Source organism: Rhodobacter xanthinilyticus (genome assembly GCF_001856665.1).
GTDB classification, from domain to species: Bacteria; Pseudomonadota; Alphaproteobacteria; order Rhodobacterales; family Rhodobacteraceae; genus Rhodobacter; species Rhodobacter xanthinilyticus.
Genome location: NZ_CP017781.1, coordinates 826015 through 841192, shown reverse-complemented (window position 1 = coordinate 841192; position 15178 = coordinate 826015). Strand labels below are relative to the sequence as shown.

At 69.2% G+C, this 15178-nt stretch carries 15 protein-coding genes; 4 read left to right on the top strand and 11 right to left on the bottom strand.

The genetic code is table 11. The annotated features are described in order from the left end of the window. Nucleotides 1–33: 33 nt before the first annotated feature. From ftsH to LPB142_RS04135, 11 genes are all read right to left on the bottom strand, one after another. Nucleotides 34–1914 (bottom strand): ATP-dependent zinc metalloprotease FtsH, encoded by a 1881-nt coding sequence (gene ftsH / locus LPB142_RS04185; RefSeq protein WP_068767117.1) that lies wholly within the window; start codon nt 1912–1914, stop codon nt 34–36. A 78-nt stretch (nt 1915–1992) separates the two neighbouring features. Beyond that, nucleotides 1993–3210 carry a tRNA lysidine(34) synthetase TilS gene (gene tilS, locus LPB142_RS04180; protein WP_071165607.1) on the bottom strand — a complete coding sequence of 406 codons (1218 nt, stop codon included), beginning with the start codon at nt 3208–3210 and terminating at the stop codon, nt 1993–1995. After that, the gene (gene ybgF, locus LPB142_RS04175) at nt 3207–4049 is read right to left on the bottom strand and encodes a tol-pal system protein YbgF (RefSeq protein WP_071165606.1); all 843 of its coding nucleotides are present in this window, start codon (nt 4047–4049) and stop codon (nt 3207–3209) included. Before ybgF ends, tilS begins: the two co-directional genes overlap by 4 nt. A gap of 4 nt (nt 4050–4053) precedes the next feature. Continuing rightward, on the bottom strand, nt 4054–4575 hold the full coding sequence (gene pal, locus LPB142_RS04170; RefSeq protein WP_068767120.1) for a peptidoglycan-associated lipoprotein Pal: 522 nt from the start codon (nt 4573–4575) through the stop codon (nt 4054–4056). Between the two features lie 62 nt (nt 4576–4637). Next, entirely contained in the window at nt 4638–5957 is a 1320-nt protein-coding gene (tolB, locus tag LPB142_RS04165) for a Tol-Pal system beta propeller repeat protein TolB (protein ID WP_156894316.1), read from the bottom strand. Between the two features lie 110 nt (nt 5958–6067). Continuing rightward, nucleotides 6068–7330 (bottom strand): hypothetical protein, encoded by a 1263-nt coding sequence (locus LPB142_RS04160; protein ID WP_071165605.1) that lies wholly within the window; start codon nt 7328–7330, stop codon nt 6068–6070. A 21-nt stretch (nt 7331–7351) separates the two neighbouring features. Next, nucleotides 7352–7861 carry an ExbD/TolR family protein gene (locus tag LPB142_RS04155; RefSeq protein WP_068767122.1) on the bottom strand — a complete coding sequence of 170 codons (510 nt, stop codon included), beginning with the start codon at nt 7859–7861 and terminating at the stop codon, nt 7352–7354. A gap of 3 nt (nt 7862–7864) precedes the next feature. Beyond that, nucleotides 7865–8560, bottom strand: coding sequence for a protein TolQ (gene tolQ / locus LPB142_RS04150; protein ID WP_068767123.1), 696 nt, complete (start codon nt 8558–8560; stop codon nt 7865–7867). Between the two features lie 114 nt (nt 8561–8674). Next, nucleotides 8675–9076, bottom strand: coding sequence for a tol-pal system-associated acyl-CoA thioesterase (gene ybgC, locus LPB142_RS04145; protein WP_068767124.1), 402 nt, complete (start codon nt 9074–9076; stop codon nt 8675–8677). Next, nucleotides 9073–9705: a hypothetical protein gene (locus LPB142_RS04140; RefSeq protein ID WP_068767125.1), complete on the bottom strand. Its 633-nt coding sequence runs from the start codon at nt 9703–9705 to the stop codon at nt 9073–9075. Before LPB142_RS04140 ends, ybgC begins: the two co-directional genes overlap by 4 nt. Nucleotides 9706–9733: 28 nt before the next feature. Beyond that, the gene (locus LPB142_RS04135) at nt 9734–10321 is read right to left on the bottom strand and encodes a TetR family transcriptional regulator (protein ID WP_068767126.1); all 588 of its coding nucleotides are present in this window, start codon (nt 10319–10321) and stop codon (nt 9734–9736) included. A gap of 132 nt (nt 10322–10453) precedes the next feature. Here LPB142_RS04135 and LPB142_RS04130 point away from each other — a divergent pair, with 132 nt between their 5' ends. The 4 genes from LPB142_RS04130 (at nt 10454) to recJ (ending at nt 15080) form a co-directional block, all read left to right on the top strand. Beyond that, nucleotides 10454–10669, top strand: coding sequence for a hypothetical protein (locus LPB142_RS04130; RefSeq protein WP_071165604.1), 216 nt, complete (start codon nt 10454–10456; stop codon nt 10667–10669). 92 nt (nt 10670–10761) lie between these two features. Next, entirely contained in the window at nt 10762–12063 is a 1302-nt protein-coding gene (locus tag LPB142_RS04125; RefSeq protein ID WP_068767128.1) for a homoserine dehydrogenase, read from the top strand. Between the two features lie 116 nt (nt 12064–12179). Continuing rightward, nucleotides 12180–13145: a class II fructose-bisphosphatase gene (gene glpX / locus LPB142_RS04120; RefSeq protein ID WP_068767129.1), complete on the top strand. Its 966-nt coding sequence runs from the start codon at nt 12180–12182 to the stop codon at nt 13143–13145. A 189-nt stretch (nt 13146–13334) separates the two neighbouring features. Beyond that, a complete protein-coding gene (gene recJ / locus LPB142_RS04115; RefSeq protein ID WP_068767130.1) occupies nt 13335–15080 on the top strand; it encodes a single-stranded-DNA-specific exonuclease RecJ in 1746 nt (581 codons plus the stop codon). The last annotated feature ends 98 nt before the right edge of the window (nt 15081–15178 follow it).

Sequence of the window (15178 nt, the reverse complement as noted above, 5' to 3'; positions counted from 1 at the left end):
GCCCGAAGCTGCGCCTCAGGCCCGTTCCCCGGATCAGACCGCCGGGCCGGCCTCATCCTGGGTCGATTTCGGCTTCGAGGAAACCGAGGGCAGGCTCACCGCGCTCACATCCTCGCCGCCATGGATCGGCTCGCCCGCCATCACCTTGCGGATCTCCTCGCCGGTCAGCGTCTCATATTCCAAGAGGCCCTGCGCCAGCCGCTCCCATTCCTCGCGGTTCTCCTCGAGGATCCGGCGTGCCTCGAGATAGCCGGTCTCGATCAGCCCGCGCACCTCGTCCTCGATCAGCTCCTTGGTCTTGGTCGAGACCGAGAACCCGCCGGTATTGCCCTGATAGCCCTCATGCGCCTCGGAGTAATCGATATTGCCGACCTTGTCCGACATCCCCCAGCGCATCACCATCGCCCGCGCAATCGCGCTGGCTTGCATGATATCGCCCGCCGGGCCGTTCGAGACATGCTCCTCGCCCCATTTCAGGATCTCGGCCGCCTTGCCCGCCATGGTCATGGCGATCTTCTGCTTGGCCTCGTCCTTGTGGTAGTTGAGCTTGTCCATCTCGGGCAGCGAGACCACCATGCCGAGCGCCTGCCCGCGCGGGATGATCGTCGCCTTGTAGACCGGGTCGCATTTCGGGAGTTTCAGCCCGACGAGCGCGTGGCCGGCCTCGTGATAGGCGGTCATTTCCTTCTGCTCGGGGGTCAGCACCATCGAGCGGCGCTCGACGCCGAGCATCACCTTGTCCTTGGCGTTCTCGAAATCTTCCATCGTCACGAACCGCCGCCCGACGCGCGCCGCCATCAGGGCGGCCTCGTTGACGAGGTTGGCGAGATCGGCGCCCGAGAAGCCCGGCGTGCCGCGCGCGATCACGCGCAGATCGACATCGGGCCCGGTCGGCACCTTGCGGGCGTGCACCGAGAGGATCTTCTCGCGGCCCTTGATATCGGGGTTGGGCACATGGATCTGGCGGTCGAAGCGGCCCGGGCGCAGCAGCGCGGGGTCGAGCACGTCGCGGCGGTTGGTCGCGGCGACGATGATGATGCCTTCATTCGCCTCGAAGCCGTCCATCTCGACGAGGAGTTGGTTGAGCGTCTGTTCGCGCTCGTCATTGCCGCCGCCGATGCCGACGCCGCGGGCGCGGCCCACCGCGTCGATCTCGTCGATGAAGACGATGCAAGGCGCGTTTTTCTTCGCCTGTTCGAACATGTCGCGCACGCGGCTCGCGCCGACGCCGACGAACATCTCGACGAAATCCGAGCCCGAGATGGTGAAGAACGGCACCCCCGCCTCGCCCGCGATGGCGCGCGCGAGCAGCGTCTTGCCGGTGCCGGGCGGGCCGACGAGCAGCGCGCCTTTCGGGATCTTGCCGCCGAGGCGCGAGAATTTCTGCGGGTTGCGCAGGAATTCGACGATTTCCTCGAGCTCCTCCTTGGCCTCGTCGATACCGGCCACATCGTCAAAGGTCACGCGGCCCTGCTTTTCGGTCAGCAGCTTGGCCTTCGATTTGCCAAAGCCCATCGCGCCGCCTTTGCCGCCGCCCTGCATGCGGTTCATGAAGAACACCCAGACGCCGATCAGCACGATGAACGGCACCCACATGCCCAGCAGCGACATGAAGCCCGACTGCGCCTGTTTCGTGACCCGCACCTGAATGCCCTTGTCGATCAAGGTCTTGGCGATCTCGTCGGCCTCGGGTTTCACGGTCGAGAAGGTCGAGCCATCGGCAACCTGATAGCGCACGTCCTCTCCATCGAGCTGCACCGACTTGACCTCGCCCTTGTCGACCTGCGCGATGAAATCCGAATAGGCCACCTGTTTCGAGTTCATCGACGTCTGGCCGTCGCCGAACAGGTTGAACAACGCCAGGATCAGCACGAAAAGCACGATCCAGAAGGCGAAATTGCGAGCATTGCCCAAGGGGGACCTCCAAAATTACGCTGGCCGCAGGCGGGGCTTGCAGCCGTTTTGTAGAAAATAGGGATTACGCGCGCAGGTTCAACGTCTGATTAGCGTTGCGTGAAAAGAGCCGCAGGCGGGCGTGGCGCGCCAGTCGCCCTCGGGGCGGGCGAGCGGCGCCGCGATGAGCGTCTCGCCGGCCCAGATCGCGGGGCTCGCGAGCAGGCTCGGGCGGGGCAGCGGGCCCGCGCGCCAGTCAGTGATCCGCGCAAGCCCCGCGGCGCCGAGCGGCCCGATCTCGAGCCCCGGCGCGGCCGGTCCGGCAAGGCGCCAGCGGTCCCAAAGCCCGGCCGCGGCGGGGGCGCGCGGCGCGCTGGCCGCGGCCTCGCGGGTGATCCGCAAGAGCCCGCGCGCGGCGGTGATCCGGCAGCCATGGAGCGTGGCGGGCCCGGGCGCCGCGACGATCCGCGCCAGCGCCGCGGCGCGCGGGCCATACGCCGCCCCCGCCACCCAGCGCAGCGCCGCGTTCAGAAGCCGACGCCGCCGCTCGGGCGCAAGCGCGGCAAGCGCAGCGCCGGCCACGACCAGATCGCCCGCCTCCTCGCGCAGGTTTTGCGCCGCCCAGCGGTAGAGATCCTCGGCAATCAGCGCCTCGGCGGCGGCCAGATGGGCGGTGACCTCGGCCAGCCCCTCGGCGGTGATCCCCACCGCCCCGAGCCCCGCCAGCGCCGCGCGCGCCCGCACCCGCGCAAACCGCGGGTCGCTGTTCGAGGGGTCTTCGACCCATGCGATGCCCTCGGCGGTCAGATGGGCGCGCAGCGCAGCGCGAGGGGCAGTCAGAAACGGCCGGTGCCAGAGCACCCCCTCCGCCACGAAGCGCCTGCGCATCCCCGCGAGCCCTTCGAGCCCCGCCCGACGGCCCAGCCGCATCAGAAAGGTCTCGGCCTGATCATCGGCGGTATGGCCGAGCGCGACATCGGTAATCCCCCGCCCGCGCGCCCAGCCGCCGATCAGCGACAGCCGCGCGCGCCTCGCCTGATCCATCAGATTGCCGGCCGGCGCGGGCCCCTCCCATCGCAAGATCTCGTGGGGGATACCGCGCGCCCCACAATAGGCGGCGACACCCGCGGCCTCTTGCGCGGCCTCGGGGCGCAGCCCGTGATCGACCGTCACCGCCGCCACGCGGTAATGGCGGGCGAGAAGCGACAGCGTCGCGAGCGAATCCGAGCCCCCCGAAACGGCAACCCCGACGCAGGCAGGCGCCGCGTCGGGGTCAAAGGCCGCACGGGCCAGAGCGTCGAGATCGGGCCCGCTCACGGGCAGCCGAGGCCCTGCATCGCGGTTTGCGCCTGCGTGGCGGCGGGCGCCGCGGGGAAGCGCACCGGCACCTGGCCGAGCGTGGCGCAGGCCTCGCTCTTCTGGCCAAGCGCGCCGAGCGACTGGCCAAGGCCGAGCAGGTTGTCGGGCGCGCGCGTGCCGGTCGGATCGGCCGAGAACGCATCGAGCCAGGCGCGCGCGGCGCCCGCGGTATCGCCTGCCTGACGCAGCGCATCGCCGCGCAGATACATCGCCTCGCCCGTCAGGGGGCCACCCGGATAGGTTTCGGCAAAGGTCGCAAACTGGTCAGCGGCGCCGCGAAAGTCACCCTGACCGAGCACCCCCTTGGCCCGGTCGAAATCGCTTTGCTCATTCATCGCGAGGGAGGAGGTGGCGGGCGCAGGCGCGGGCGTCGCGCCGGCCGCAGGCGCGGTCACCGGCGCCGAGGCCGGCGCGCCGCCGAGCGGCGTCTGGCCGATCGTCGAGACATCGCAGCCCTCTTCGAGCTCGCAGAGCCGGAACTCGAGATCGCCCAGCCGGTTCGAGCCATCCGAGACCACCCGGTCGATGCGGTTGCCGAGCTCTTCGGTGCGCGAGGTGAGCTGCGACAGCTCCGCCTCCATCGCATCCATCCGCTGCAGCGCCGAGGCGCCGCCGGCGGCCTGCATCCCCTGCGCGCCGGAGGCGACAAGCTCCTGACGCAGACCCTGGATCTCCCCCGCGAGGCTTTGCAGCTCCGCGCGGATATCGGCCAGCGTCTGCGCATCCGCCGCCATCGCCGGCGCGACCGGCGCGGCCAGCGCCAGCGCCAGCGCGCCCAGCTTCAGACCACGCCGCATCGGATCAGCTCCCCGCGCCGAGCGAGATCACGGTGACCGCGCGCCGGTTCTTGTAGTAGCATTCCTCGGTCGAGCAGACCGCGAGCGGGCGCTCCTTGCCATAGGAGACGGTGCGCAGACGGTTCGGCGCAACCCCTTGCGAGATCAGGAATTCCTGCGCGGCATTGGCGCGGCGCGCACCGAGCGCGAGGTTGTATTCGCGCGTGCCCTGTTCGTCGGCATGGCCTTCGATGATCGCGTTGTAATTGGTGTGGCCGTTGAGCCATTGCGCCTGCTGGGTCAGCGTCGCGCGCGCCTCGTCGGAGAGCGTCGACTGGTCGACCATGAAGTTCACCATATCGCCGATCTTCTGGTTGAAATAGGCCGGCGAGTTCGGGTCATTGATCGAACCCTGCGACACGCCGCCGTCGCCATAGGCGCCGCCCGGGTCCACAACGCCATTGCCGGCGCCGTATTTGTCGGGGTTGTTACAGGCCGCGAGGCCCAGCACGGTCAGCAGGAGCAGTGCTTTCGGAGCAAACGTCATTTCATTACCGCCTTTGTCTTGCCCATTTCGGGCATCGTATCAGGTTCAGACTGGATTGGGAATCAGGGCAGAAGCGGCGACCAGGCCGGGTCCGAGGCCCCGCCGATGCCATCGACCTTCTTGAGGTTGCGCCCCGAGATATCGACCGTATAGAGCCCCGCGCCGCCGCCCGCACCGGGGCTTTCGCGGGTGAACATGATCACCCGGCCGTTGGGCGACCAGGTCGGGCCCTCGTCGAGGAAGGAGGCGGTCAGGAGCCGCTCCTCCGAGCCATCGGTGCGCATCACGCCGATATGGAAGCGCCCGCCGGCCTGTTTGGTGAAGGCGATCAGATCGCCGCGCGGCGACCAGACCGGCGTGCCGTAGCGGCCGTCGCCAAACGAGATCCGGGTCGGCTCGCCGCCCGACGCGCTCATGATGTAGAGCTGCTGGGTGCCCGAGCGGTCGCTCTCGAAGACGATCCGCGACCCGTCGGGGCTATAGGAGGGCGCGGTTTCGATCGCGGGGGAATTCGTCAGCCGCACCGGCGCGCCGCCCGAGACCGACATCTTGTAAAGGTCGGTATTGCCGCCCTGCTCCATCGAATAGACGATCGAGGCGCCATCGGGCGAGAAGCGCGGCGCGAAGGTCATCGTGCCGGGCACTTCGGGCAGAAGCGTGCCCGCGACATTGCCGACATTGAGCAGCTTGATCCGCGGGAAGCCGGTCTCGAAAGTCGTGTAGAGCACCTTGTCCCCCGCCGGCGAGAACCGCGGCGCGAGCACGATCGCGCTCGAATCGGTGAGGTAATTCAGGTTCGCGCCGTCATAATCGGCCAGAGCGAGGCGTTTCTGGCGTTTATCCTTCGGGCCGGTTTCCGAGACGAAAACCACGCGGCTGTCGAAATAGCCACCCTCGCCGGTGATCCGGCTGTAGATCACGTCGGCGACCTTGTGCGCGAGGCGCCGCCAGCTTGCCGGCGAGGCGGCGAGTTGCTGGCCATCGCCGAGCTGTTGGCCCGAGTAGATGTCGAAGAGGCGGAATTTCACCACCACCTTGCCACCCTGCATCGACACCCCGCCGACGATCAGCGCCTGGGCGTTGATCGCCTGCCAGTCGGGGTAGCTCACCGGCGTCTCGAAGGCCGAGAAGCGCTGGATATGGGCGCTCTCGGGGATCTCGCGGAAGAGGCCGGTGCCGCTCAGATCGGCCGCGATCACCCGGGTGATGTCGCTCGCCATCTGCCCCGCATCGCCGGTTTCGGCCACGAAAGTCGGCAGCGCATAGGGCATCGGCTCGATCACCCCGTCGGTGATCTCGATATGCAGCGGGCCCTGTTGCGCCGCCGCGAGCCCCGGGCCGATCATCAGAGCGGCCAGCGCCGCCAGTGCAATCCGCATCATTCTTTTCTGTCCTCGAACGGGCGTTTCGCCCTTCTTACCTGTTTTCTGCACTGCGGCGCATCACATCCGCCGGAGCGCCTGCACTTTTCCCGAAAACCGCGGCGCGCGGGTCACTTCATCCGCATCTTCTCGGGGTTGAACACGATCTCGATCTGCTGCCACTGGCCGTATTTCTCGGCCGGCAGCGGGAAGCCATCCGAGCCGCAGCGCACGATCGCGCGGCGCCCGGCCTCATAGGCCTGTTTCGCCGCGGCCTCGGAGCCGCCCTCGAAGCCCACCATCTTGATCGTCGAGATGATCGGCTTGCCGTCCTCGGTCATGTCGACGCGCACGGTGACCGAGGTCCGCAGCGCCTCGGAGCTCAGCGCGCCGACGTTCCAGCAGGCCTTCACATCGACGATCAGCGCCTCTTTCTCGCCCGAGGTGATCGGCGGGCCCATCGCGGCGCGCCCCACCCCCCCGGTGCCGGTGGCCTCGGGGGCCTCGGTGGCGAGCGCCTCGCTGAGCGCGTCGGAGACCGAATCCTTCGCGCCGGTCTTGCTCGCGGCGGCGGGCTTCGTGCTCGGCGTCGCTTTCGCCGGGCTGTCCTGCGCGCCCTCGGCGGCGGCGGTCTTGGTCGCGGGTTTTTCCGGCGCGGGCGCGGGTTTGGCGGGTTTGGTGCGCGGGCGCGGCGAGGCGGCGGGCGCCGAGGTCTGCGGTTTTTCCTCGGTCGGCGTCGCTTCGGTCACGATCTCGGTGGCGGCCTCGGGGGGCGCCTCTTCCTGCTTCGGCTCGGGCTTTTTCTCGACCGGCTGCGGGGTTTCCTCGGGGCGCTCGGCGGGTTTGGCGAGCTCGGAGACCTTGGTATCGGGCTCGGGCGCCTCGGCGGCCACCGGCGCCACGCGCGGCGCGGGTTTGGGGCGCGGACGCGGCGACATATCGGGCGAGAGCGTGTCTTGCGGCTCCTCGACCGGCGGCATCATCGTCGGCGGAATTTCGGTGACCTGGGTCGGCTCGGGCGGCGCCAGATCGGTCAGATCGGGCTGCGGCTCGGGCTCGGGCGCGGGCTCGGCGGGCGCTTCGGGGGCGGGTTTGGCCTCCGGCGGCGGGCTTTGCTCGGGCGCGGTCTCGGCGGGCGCTTCGGGTTGCGCCTCGGCGGGCGCCTCGGTGGCGGGCTGTGCGGGGGCCTGCGGCTCGGACGGCGTGTCGGCCGCTTTCGGCGCGGCCGCCATCATCGCCTGGAAATCGCTCTCCGACATGACCGAAACCTCGGTCATCTGCACCGGCTCATTGGGATGGGGCTTGAACCATTCACCGCCCAGGATCACCCAGGCGATCACCCCGATATGGAGCGCCGCCGAGATCCCGGTCCCGATCTTGTCTGCCCTGTCCATGCGCATCTCGCGCCCCTGACCTCAGTTCGCCGCCGGCGCAGCCCCGGCCGGCGCAGGCGCCTGACCGCTGCCGAGGCTCGGCCCGCCCGGATCGGTGACCAGAACGATATTGTTGAACCCGCCGGCATTGAGCGCGCCCATCACCTGCACCACGCGGGCATATTCGATCCCGCCATCGGCGCGCAGATAGACCTTGTCGCTCTCGCGCTGGCCCGCAACGGCGGCGAGCCGGGTGACGAGCTCTTCCTCGGGCACCGGCTCGTTCATCAGCGAGATCGAGCCATCGAGCTGCAACGAGATCGTCAGCGGCTCTTCCTGCTCCGTCGGCACCGCCTTGGCGGCGGTCTTCGGCAGCTCGAGCGGCACGCCCACCGTCATCATCGGCGCGGCGACCATGAAGATGATCAGCAAAACCAGCATCACGTCGACCATCGGCGTGACGTTGATCTCGCTCATCGCGCCCTGGCCCGCGCGACCGCGCCGGCCCCGCCGTCCGCCGCCGCCCGATTTTTTCATCACCCCCGCGCCCATGGCTCAGGCGTCCAGCTGGCGCGAGAGGATGGTGGCGAACTCATCGGCGAAGGCGTCATAGCCCGCGAGGATCTTGTCGGCGTCGGCCGAGAGCTTGTTGTAGAAGATCACCGCCGGGATCGCGGCGAGAAGGCCGATCGCGGTGGCGACGAGCGCCTCCGAGATGCCCGGCGCCACGACCGCGAGCGAGGTATTTTGCGAAATCGCGATTTCCTCGAAGGCGACCTTGATCCCCCAGACCGTGCCGAACAGACCGACGAAAGGCGCGGTCGAGCCGACGGTGGCGAGGAAGGAGAGCCCCGAGTTCAGCGTCTCGGTTTCCTTGGCGATGGCGACGTTCATCGAGCGGTCGATGCGCGCCTGGGCGCCGGCGATCAGCTCGCCGTCCTGACGGTGGCTGCGGCGCCATTCGAGCATGCCGGCGGCGAAGATGCGCTGGCTCGGGCCATCGGGGTTCGGGCCGATCTGGTCGAAGAGCTCATCAAGCGGCTCGCCCGACCAGAAGGCGCGGTCGAAGGCGTCGGCCTCATGGCGCGCGGCGCGGAAGGTGATGAACTTGCGCACGATGATCGACCACGACCAGAAACTGGCGAAAGTCAGGAGCATCATCACGATCTTCACCGTGAAAGAGGCACGCAGAAAAAGGGCCAGCAGAGAAAAATCCATCTGCGGCGCCATGGTGAGGGCTTCGGTTTCCATATTCACTGCTCGCGAGTTGCGGCCACGTTTTGAGCGGCTCTTAGCAGTGATTCTATCCGAGGTTCAGGGGGGAAGCCAACACAACCACGTTATTTTGATGTCGCAAAAGCGGCTTCAATGCACGGGCGGCGCAAACTTTCGGCGCACATCCGCCGGAAGCCGGGTCGGCGCGCCGGTTTCGCTCAGGCAAACGATGGTCACGGTGGCGGTGAAAAGCTTCTCGGCGCCGCGCCAGACCGATTGATCGAGCACCAGCCGCGCGCCGGTTTCGGCGACCAGATCGGTCTTCACGGTGAGCTCGTCGTCATATTTCGCCGGGCGCAGGTAATCGGCCTCGACGCGGCGCACCGCGAAGACGATGCCGTGACCGCGTTTGAGCGCGGCCTGATCGATGCCGAGCGCGCGGACATATTCCGAGCGGCCGCGCTCGATAAATTTCAGGTAATTGGCGTAATAGACGATGCCGGCGAGGTCGGTATCCTCGTAATAGACCCGGATCGCGAGCTCATGGGTCATTGCGCGTCCTCCACCGGCTTGAGCCGCGCGGCAAGGCGCAGCGCATGGCTCGGGTCGCGCGCCGAGGCCGGCAGGACCCCATCATAGCCCGCCGCGATCAGCGCCGCGATCTCGGGGCGCAGCACCGTCACGCCCCGCGCCGAGGCGAGCGGCGCATGCTCAAGAAACGCCCGGTCGGACCAGAGCAGGATCATCTGCACCGCCTGATTGAGCGCGATCGTCTCGGCGGGCACCTCGTCGAGCGCGCCATCCATGCGGATGAAGCTGAAACAGGCCCGAATCGCGCCCTCGGCATCGAAGCGGAACACGCGATACTGGTTCGCGCCCGCATCATCGAGCCGCGCGACGAGATCGGAGAGCCCGTCGATCAGCTGATCGAGGTTGGGCACCTCGAGAAGCTCCTGCCAGTCGCGGAAGAAGAAGATCATCAGGTTCGCGCCGAGTTCGGGGTCGGTCTCGGCCATCTTGTGGCCCGCGAGCGTCACCACCGCCTCGACCGCGCCCTTGACGGTGGCGAGCGTGGCCGCATCGACGCCAAACACCACCGGCACGATCGGCCGCCCCCAGCGCGCGAAGAGATACTCGCCCCCGCCGCGGGTGAAGAGCGCCGCCACGGCCTCGGCTGTCATCAATGCTGCCATGTCTGTCCTCCCGCGCTCAGGCGCCGACCGCCTTGCGCACCATATCCCAATAGATATCCTCGACGGCGGCGCGGCCAAGGCGCCCGCCCTCGCGGAACCATGTATTCACCCCGGTCAGCATCGCGATGATCGCCATCGTGGCGAGTTTGGTATCGGGCACGAGGATCATCCCCGCCGCCTGCCCCGCCTTCAGGATCGTCTCGAGCTCGGTCTCATAGGCGCGCCGCAGGGCCTCGATCGCGGCGAAATTCTCCGGCCCGAGGTTGCGCAGCTCCATGTAGCTCAGGAACACCACCTCCGGGCGCTCGCCGTTGTAGCGGATGTGAAAGCGCACGAAAGCCTCGAGCGCCTCGAGCGGGCCCTGGCCGCGCGGCTCGGCCTGCCAGGCGGCGAGCAGCTCCTTCATATGCGTCTCGAGAAGCTGGAAGAGCAGCGTCTCCTTGTCGGGGGTGTAGAGGTAGAGCGCGCCCGCCTGCACCCCCACCGCCGCCGCGATCTGGCGCATCGAGACCGCCGCGAAGCCGTGGCGCGCGAAGAGCCGTTGCGCCTCGGCGCGGACCCTCGGGCCGGTGATTTCGGAATGTGAGCCGGTTTTGCGTGCCATGATGCGACGCTAGCCCAAGCGCGCGCCGGGTTCAAACGCTTCCGCTGCGGCGCGGCAATCGGGCGGGGGCGGGCTTGGCTCTGGCGCATCGGCGCGCGCCGCCCTATCTTGGCGCAAACTCCGAGGTGCCCCATGACGATCCGCCCTGCCCTTCTTTGCGCCGCGCTGGCCTGCGCGTCTCTCGCGGGCTGTTCGGCGGGCGACCCGGCCGCCTTTCCCGCGCTGATGCCCACCGCGCAGATCGAGGCGGAGGCCGCGGCCGAGCTCACCCCCCATCCCGCGCCGGGGCTCGAGGCGCGCGCGGCCAGCCTGCGCACCCGCGCGGCCTGGCTGCGCACCCAGAACTGAGCCGCCCAACCTGTCGCGCCACCTGCCGCGTTGCACGCGCGCCGCTTTCCCGCTAACAGGGCCGAAAGCCCTTAAACCAGACGAGGTTTCCCATGTCCGCGCCCGCTCAAGCCACTCCGCTCCGTCTCGGGATCGCGGGCCTCGGCACTGTCGGTATCGGCGTGGTGAAGATCGTGCAGCGTCACGCCGATCTGCTCGCCGCGCGGTCCGGGCGGCCGGTGGTGATCACCGCCGTCTGCGCGCGCGACCGCACCAAGAACCGCGACGCCGATCTGTCGGGCTATGCCTGGGAAACGGATGCGGTGGCGCTGGCCGGCCGCGACGATGTCGATGTTTTCGTCGAGCTGATGGGCGGCCATGAGGGCGCGGCGCGCCACGCGACCGAGGCCGCGCTGCGGGCGGGCAAGAATGTCGTGACCGCGAACAAGGCGCTGCTCGCCCATCACGGGCAGGAGCTGGCCGAAATGGCCGAGGCCGCGGGTGCGGTGATCCGCTTCGAGGCGGCGGTCGCGGGCGGGATCCCGGTGATCAAGGCGCTGACCGAGGGCCTCGCGGGCAACCAGATCCGCCGGGTGATGGGCGTCATGAACGGCACCTGCAACTATATCCTGACGCGGATGGAAACCGCGGGCCTGCCCTATGACACGGTCTTCGAGGAGGCCCGCCAGCTGGGCTATCTCGAGGCCGATCCGAACCTCGACGTTGGGGGGATCGACGCGGGCCACAAACTCGCCATCCTCGCCGCGATCGCCTTCGGCACGCGGGTGAGCTTCGAGGCGGTGAAGCTCGAGGGCATCGGCCGGATCTCGATCGACGATATCCGCCGCGCGGGCGACATGGGCTACAAGATCAAGCTCCTTGGCGTGGCGCAGATGACCGGGCGCGGGCTCGAGCAGCGCATGACGCCCTGCCTCGTGCCGGCGAGCTCGCCGCTCGGCCAGCTCCACGGCGGCACAAACATGGTGGTGATCGAGGGCGATTCGGTCGGCCAGATCGTGCTGCGCGGCGCGGGCGCGGGCGAGGGCCCGACGGCCAGCGCGGTGATGGGCGATGTGATGGATCTCGCGCGCGGGCTGAAGCTGCCGACCTTCGGGATGCCGGCGGCGCAACTGGCCGCGCCGACGCCCGCGGTGACCTCGGCGCCCGCCTCCTATTACCTGCGCCTGCACCTGCTCGACAAACCCGGCGCGCTCGCCAAGGTCGCGACCGTGCTCGGCGAGGCCGGCGTCTCGATCAGCCGGATGCGCCAATACGGCCATGACGACAGCGCCGCGCCGGTGCTGATCGTCACCCACAAGACCACCCCCGAGGCGATTTCCCTCGCGATCGCGGGCTTCCCGGCGACCGGCGTGGTCGAGGGCGAGCCCGTCGCGCTGCGCATCGAAGAGCTCTGAGCCCGAGAGCCGCGGGCGGCGCCGATTCCCGCCGCCCGTTAGCGTTTTCAGGGTTGTCACCCTGGAGGCAACGGGCTTAGCTGTGGCCAACCTGCTTTTGGACACAGGACGCCAAGATGACCCCCCCCACCGATTTCAATGACCGTATGCTCTCGCTGGGCCTCGCCCGCGTCTCCGAGGCGGCCGCCCATGCCTCCGCCCGGCTGATCGGCCGCGGCGATGAGAAAGCCGCCGACCAGGCGGCCGTCAACGCCATGCGCGACCAGCTCAACCAGCTCGACATCAAGGGCGTCGTGGTGATCGGCGAGGGCGAACGCGACGAGGCGCCGATGCTCTATATCGGCGAGGAAGTCGGCACCGGCCAGGGCCCGGCGGTGGATATCGCGCTCGACCCGCTCGAAGGCACCACGCTGACGGCGAAAGACATGCCCAACGCGCTGACCGTCGTCGCCATGGCGCCGCGCGGCACGCTTCTGCACGCGCCCGATGTCTACATGGACAAGCTCGCGATCGGCCCGGGCTATGCGAAAGATATCGTCTCGCTCGAAATGACCCCGACCGAGCGCGTGCTCGCGCTGGCCAAGGCGCAGGGCGTGAAGCCCGAGGATATCACCTGCTGCATCCTCGAACGCCCGCGCCACGAGGACCTGATCCGCGAAGTGCGCGAAACCGGCGCCGCGATCCGGCTGATCACCGATGGCGACGTGGCCGGCGTGATCCACTGCGCCGAACCCGATTTCACCGGGATCGACATGTATATGGGCTCGGGCGGCGCGCCGGAGGGCGTGCTGGCGGCCTCGGCGCTCAAATGCATGGGCGGCCAGATGTGGGGACGGCTCCTGTTCCGCAACGACGACGAACGCGGCCGCGCCGCCAAGGCCGGGATCACCGATCTCGACAAGATTTACACCCGCGACGAGTTGGTGAAATCGGACGTGATCTTCGCCGCGACCGGCGTGACCAACGGCTCGATCGTGCGCGGCGTCAAGCGCGAGCCGACCTATATCGAGACCGAAACGATCCTGATGCGCTCGAAAACCGGCTCGGTGCGGCGCGTGCTCTATCGCAACCCGGTCAAGTAAGACCGCCGCCGGGGGCGTACGCCGCCCCCGGACCCCCTGCGGGATATTTGGACATCACTGAAGGGGCGGCTCCCTGTTTTCAATGATGCCGAAATATCCCGGGGGGCTGCCTGCAAGGCAGCGGGGGCAGCGCCCCCTCGCCGCCCATCGGCTCTTCCCCCTCCTCCAGATTTGGCGTATTCCAAGGGCATGACCGCATTCCTTGGTGTAGAGAGAAGCCTCACTGACCGGCATTGGGTCGGCCCTTCGGCCGAGGCCGATCGGCTGGCCGAAGCGATGGCGCGCGATACGCGCCTGCCGTTGCCGCTCGCGCGGATCCTGGTGGCGCGCGGGGTTGGCCCCGGCGAGGCGGCGGGGTTTCTCGAGCCGACGTTGCGCGAGCTCCTGCCCGATCCGCGTGCGCTCAAGGATATGGAGGCGGCGGCGGCGCGGTTTCTCGCGGCGGTGAAATCGCGCGAGAAGATCGCGGTCTTTGCCGATTACGATGTCGATGGCGGGTCATCGGCGGCGCTTTTGCTGAGCTGGCTGCGGGCGATGGGGCGCGAGGCGACGCTCTATATCCCCGACCGGATCGACGAGGGCTATGGGCCCAATGTCCCCGCGATGGCGGGGCTCGCGCGCGAGCATGGGCTGATCGTCTGTGTCGATTGCGGCACGCTCAGCCATGAGCCGGTGGCGGCGGCGAAGGGCGCGGATGTGGTGATCCTCGACCACCACCTCGGGGCCGAGACGCTGCCGCCCGCGCTCGCCTGTGTGAACCCGAACCGGCAGGATGAAAGCGGCGATCTTGGTCATCTCTGCGCGGCCTCGGTGGTTTTCCTGATGCTCGTCGAGGCGAACCGGCAGCTGCGCGCCGACGGGGTGCAAGGCCCTGATCTGATGGCGCTTCTCGATCTCGTGGCGCTGGCGACGGTGGCCGATGTGGCGCCCCTGATCGGGGTCAACCGGGCCTTGGTGCGGCAGGGGCTGAAGGTGATGGCGCGGCGCGAGCGGCCGGGGCTTGTCGCGCTCGCCGATGTGGCGCGGATGGACCGCGCGCCGAGCGCCTATCATCTGGGCTTCCTGCTCGGGCCGCGGGTGAATGCGGGCGGGCGGATCGGCGCGGCCGATCTTGGCGCGCGGCTTCTGGCCACCACCGACCCCGCCGAGGCCGAGGCGCTGGCCGCGCGGCTCGACGCGCTCAACACCGAGCGGCGCGAGATCGAGAATCGGGTGCGCGAGGCGGCTCTGGCGCAGGCCGAGGCGCGCGGGCTCGAGGGGCCGCTCGTCTGGGCGGCGGGCGAGGGCTGGCACCCGGGCGTGGTCGGCATCGTCGCGGCGCGGCTCAAGGAGGCCACGAACCGCCCCGCGGTGGTGATCGGGCTCGAGGGCGGCGTCGGCAAGGGCTCGGCGCGCTCGGTCGCGGGGGTGGATCTTGGCGCGGCGGTGCAGCGGGTGGCGGCCGAGGGGCTTTTGCTGAAGGGCGGCGGGCACAAGATGGCGGCGGGGCTCACCGTCGCCGAGGATCAGCTCGAGCCCGCGATGGCGCGGCTCGCGGAGCTTCTGGCGCGGCAGGGCGCGGGCGCGGGCGGGCCGCGCGATCTGCGGCTCGACGGGATGCTCCTGCCCGGGGCCGCGACGCCCGCGCTGATCGAGGATCTCGAGCGCGCCGGCCCCTTCGGCCAGGGCGCGCCGGCGCCGCGATTCGCCTTCCCCGCGATGGAGATCCGCGCCCCCCGCCCGATCGGCGAGAGCCACCTGCGCTTCACCTTTTCCGACGGCATGGGCGCGCGGATCGACGCGGTGGCCTTCGGCGCCTTCGACGGCCCGCTCGGGCCCGCGCTCGCGAGCCCCGGCGCGGGGCGGTTCCACCTCGCGGGGCGGCTCGAAATCAACACCTGGGGCGGGCGCGCCAAGGTCCAGCTGCGCCTCGAAGACGCCGCCCGCGCGATTTGAGCGCGGCCAAACCCCTTGCGCCACAGCGCTTTCCGGCGTGGCGCGGGCGGTTTGAAAAAATTACGAAAAAACCTCTTGCGCGGTCCGGGCGGCTGCCG

Excerpts from the sequence above, each read along its gene's own strand:
- ybgF (WP_071165606.1), bottom strand. The coding sequence starts at position 4,049 with ATGCGGCGTGGTCTGAAGCTGGGCGCGCTGGCGCTGGCGCTGGCCGCG.
- pal (WP_068767120.1), bottom strand. The coding sequence starts at position 4,575 with ATGACGTTTGCTCCGAAAGCACTGCTCCTGCTGACCGTGCTGGGCCTC.
- tolB (WP_156894316.1), bottom strand. The coding sequence starts at position 5,957 with ATGATGCGGATTGCACTGGCGGCGCTGGCCGCTCTGATGATCGGCCCG.
- LPB142_RS04160 (WP_071165605.1), bottom strand. The coding sequence starts at position 7,330 with ATGGACAGGGCAGACAAGATCGGGACCGGGATCTCGGCGGCGCTCCAT.
- LPB142_RS04155 (WP_068767122.1), bottom strand. The coding sequence starts at position 7,861 with ATGGGCGCGGGGGTGATGAAAAAATCGGGCGGCGGCGGACGGCGGGGC.
- tolQ (WP_068767123.1), bottom strand. The coding sequence starts at position 8,560 with ATGGAAACCGAAGCCCTCACCATGGCGCCGCAGATGGATTTTTCTCTG.
- ybgC (WP_068767124.1), bottom strand. The coding sequence starts at position 9,076 with ATGACCCATGAGCTCGCGATCCGGGTCTATTACGAGGATACCGACCTC.
- LPB142_RS04140 (WP_068767125.1), bottom strand. The coding sequence starts at position 9,705 with ATGACAGCCGAGGCCGTGGCGGCGCTCTTCACCCGCGGCGGGGGCGAG.
- LPB142_RS04135 (WP_068767126.1), bottom strand. The coding sequence starts at position 10,321 with ATGGCACGCAAAACCGGCTCACATTCCGAAATCACCGGCCCGAGGGTC.
- LPB142_RS04130 (WP_071165604.1), top strand. The coding sequence starts at position 10,454 with ATGACGATCCGCCCTGCCCTTCTTTGCGCCGCGCTGGCCTGCGCGTCT.
- LPB142_RS04125 (WP_068767128.1), top strand. The coding sequence starts at position 10,762 with ATGTCCGCGCCCGCTCAAGCCACTCCGCTCCGTCTCGGGATCGCGGGC.
- glpX (WP_068767129.1), top strand. The coding sequence starts at position 12,180 with ATGACCCCCCCCACCGATTTCAATGACCGTATGCTCTCGCTGGGCCTC.
- recJ (WP_068767130.1), top strand. The coding sequence starts at position 13,335 with ATGACCGCATTCCTTGGTGTAGAGAGAAGCCTCACTGACCGGCATTGG.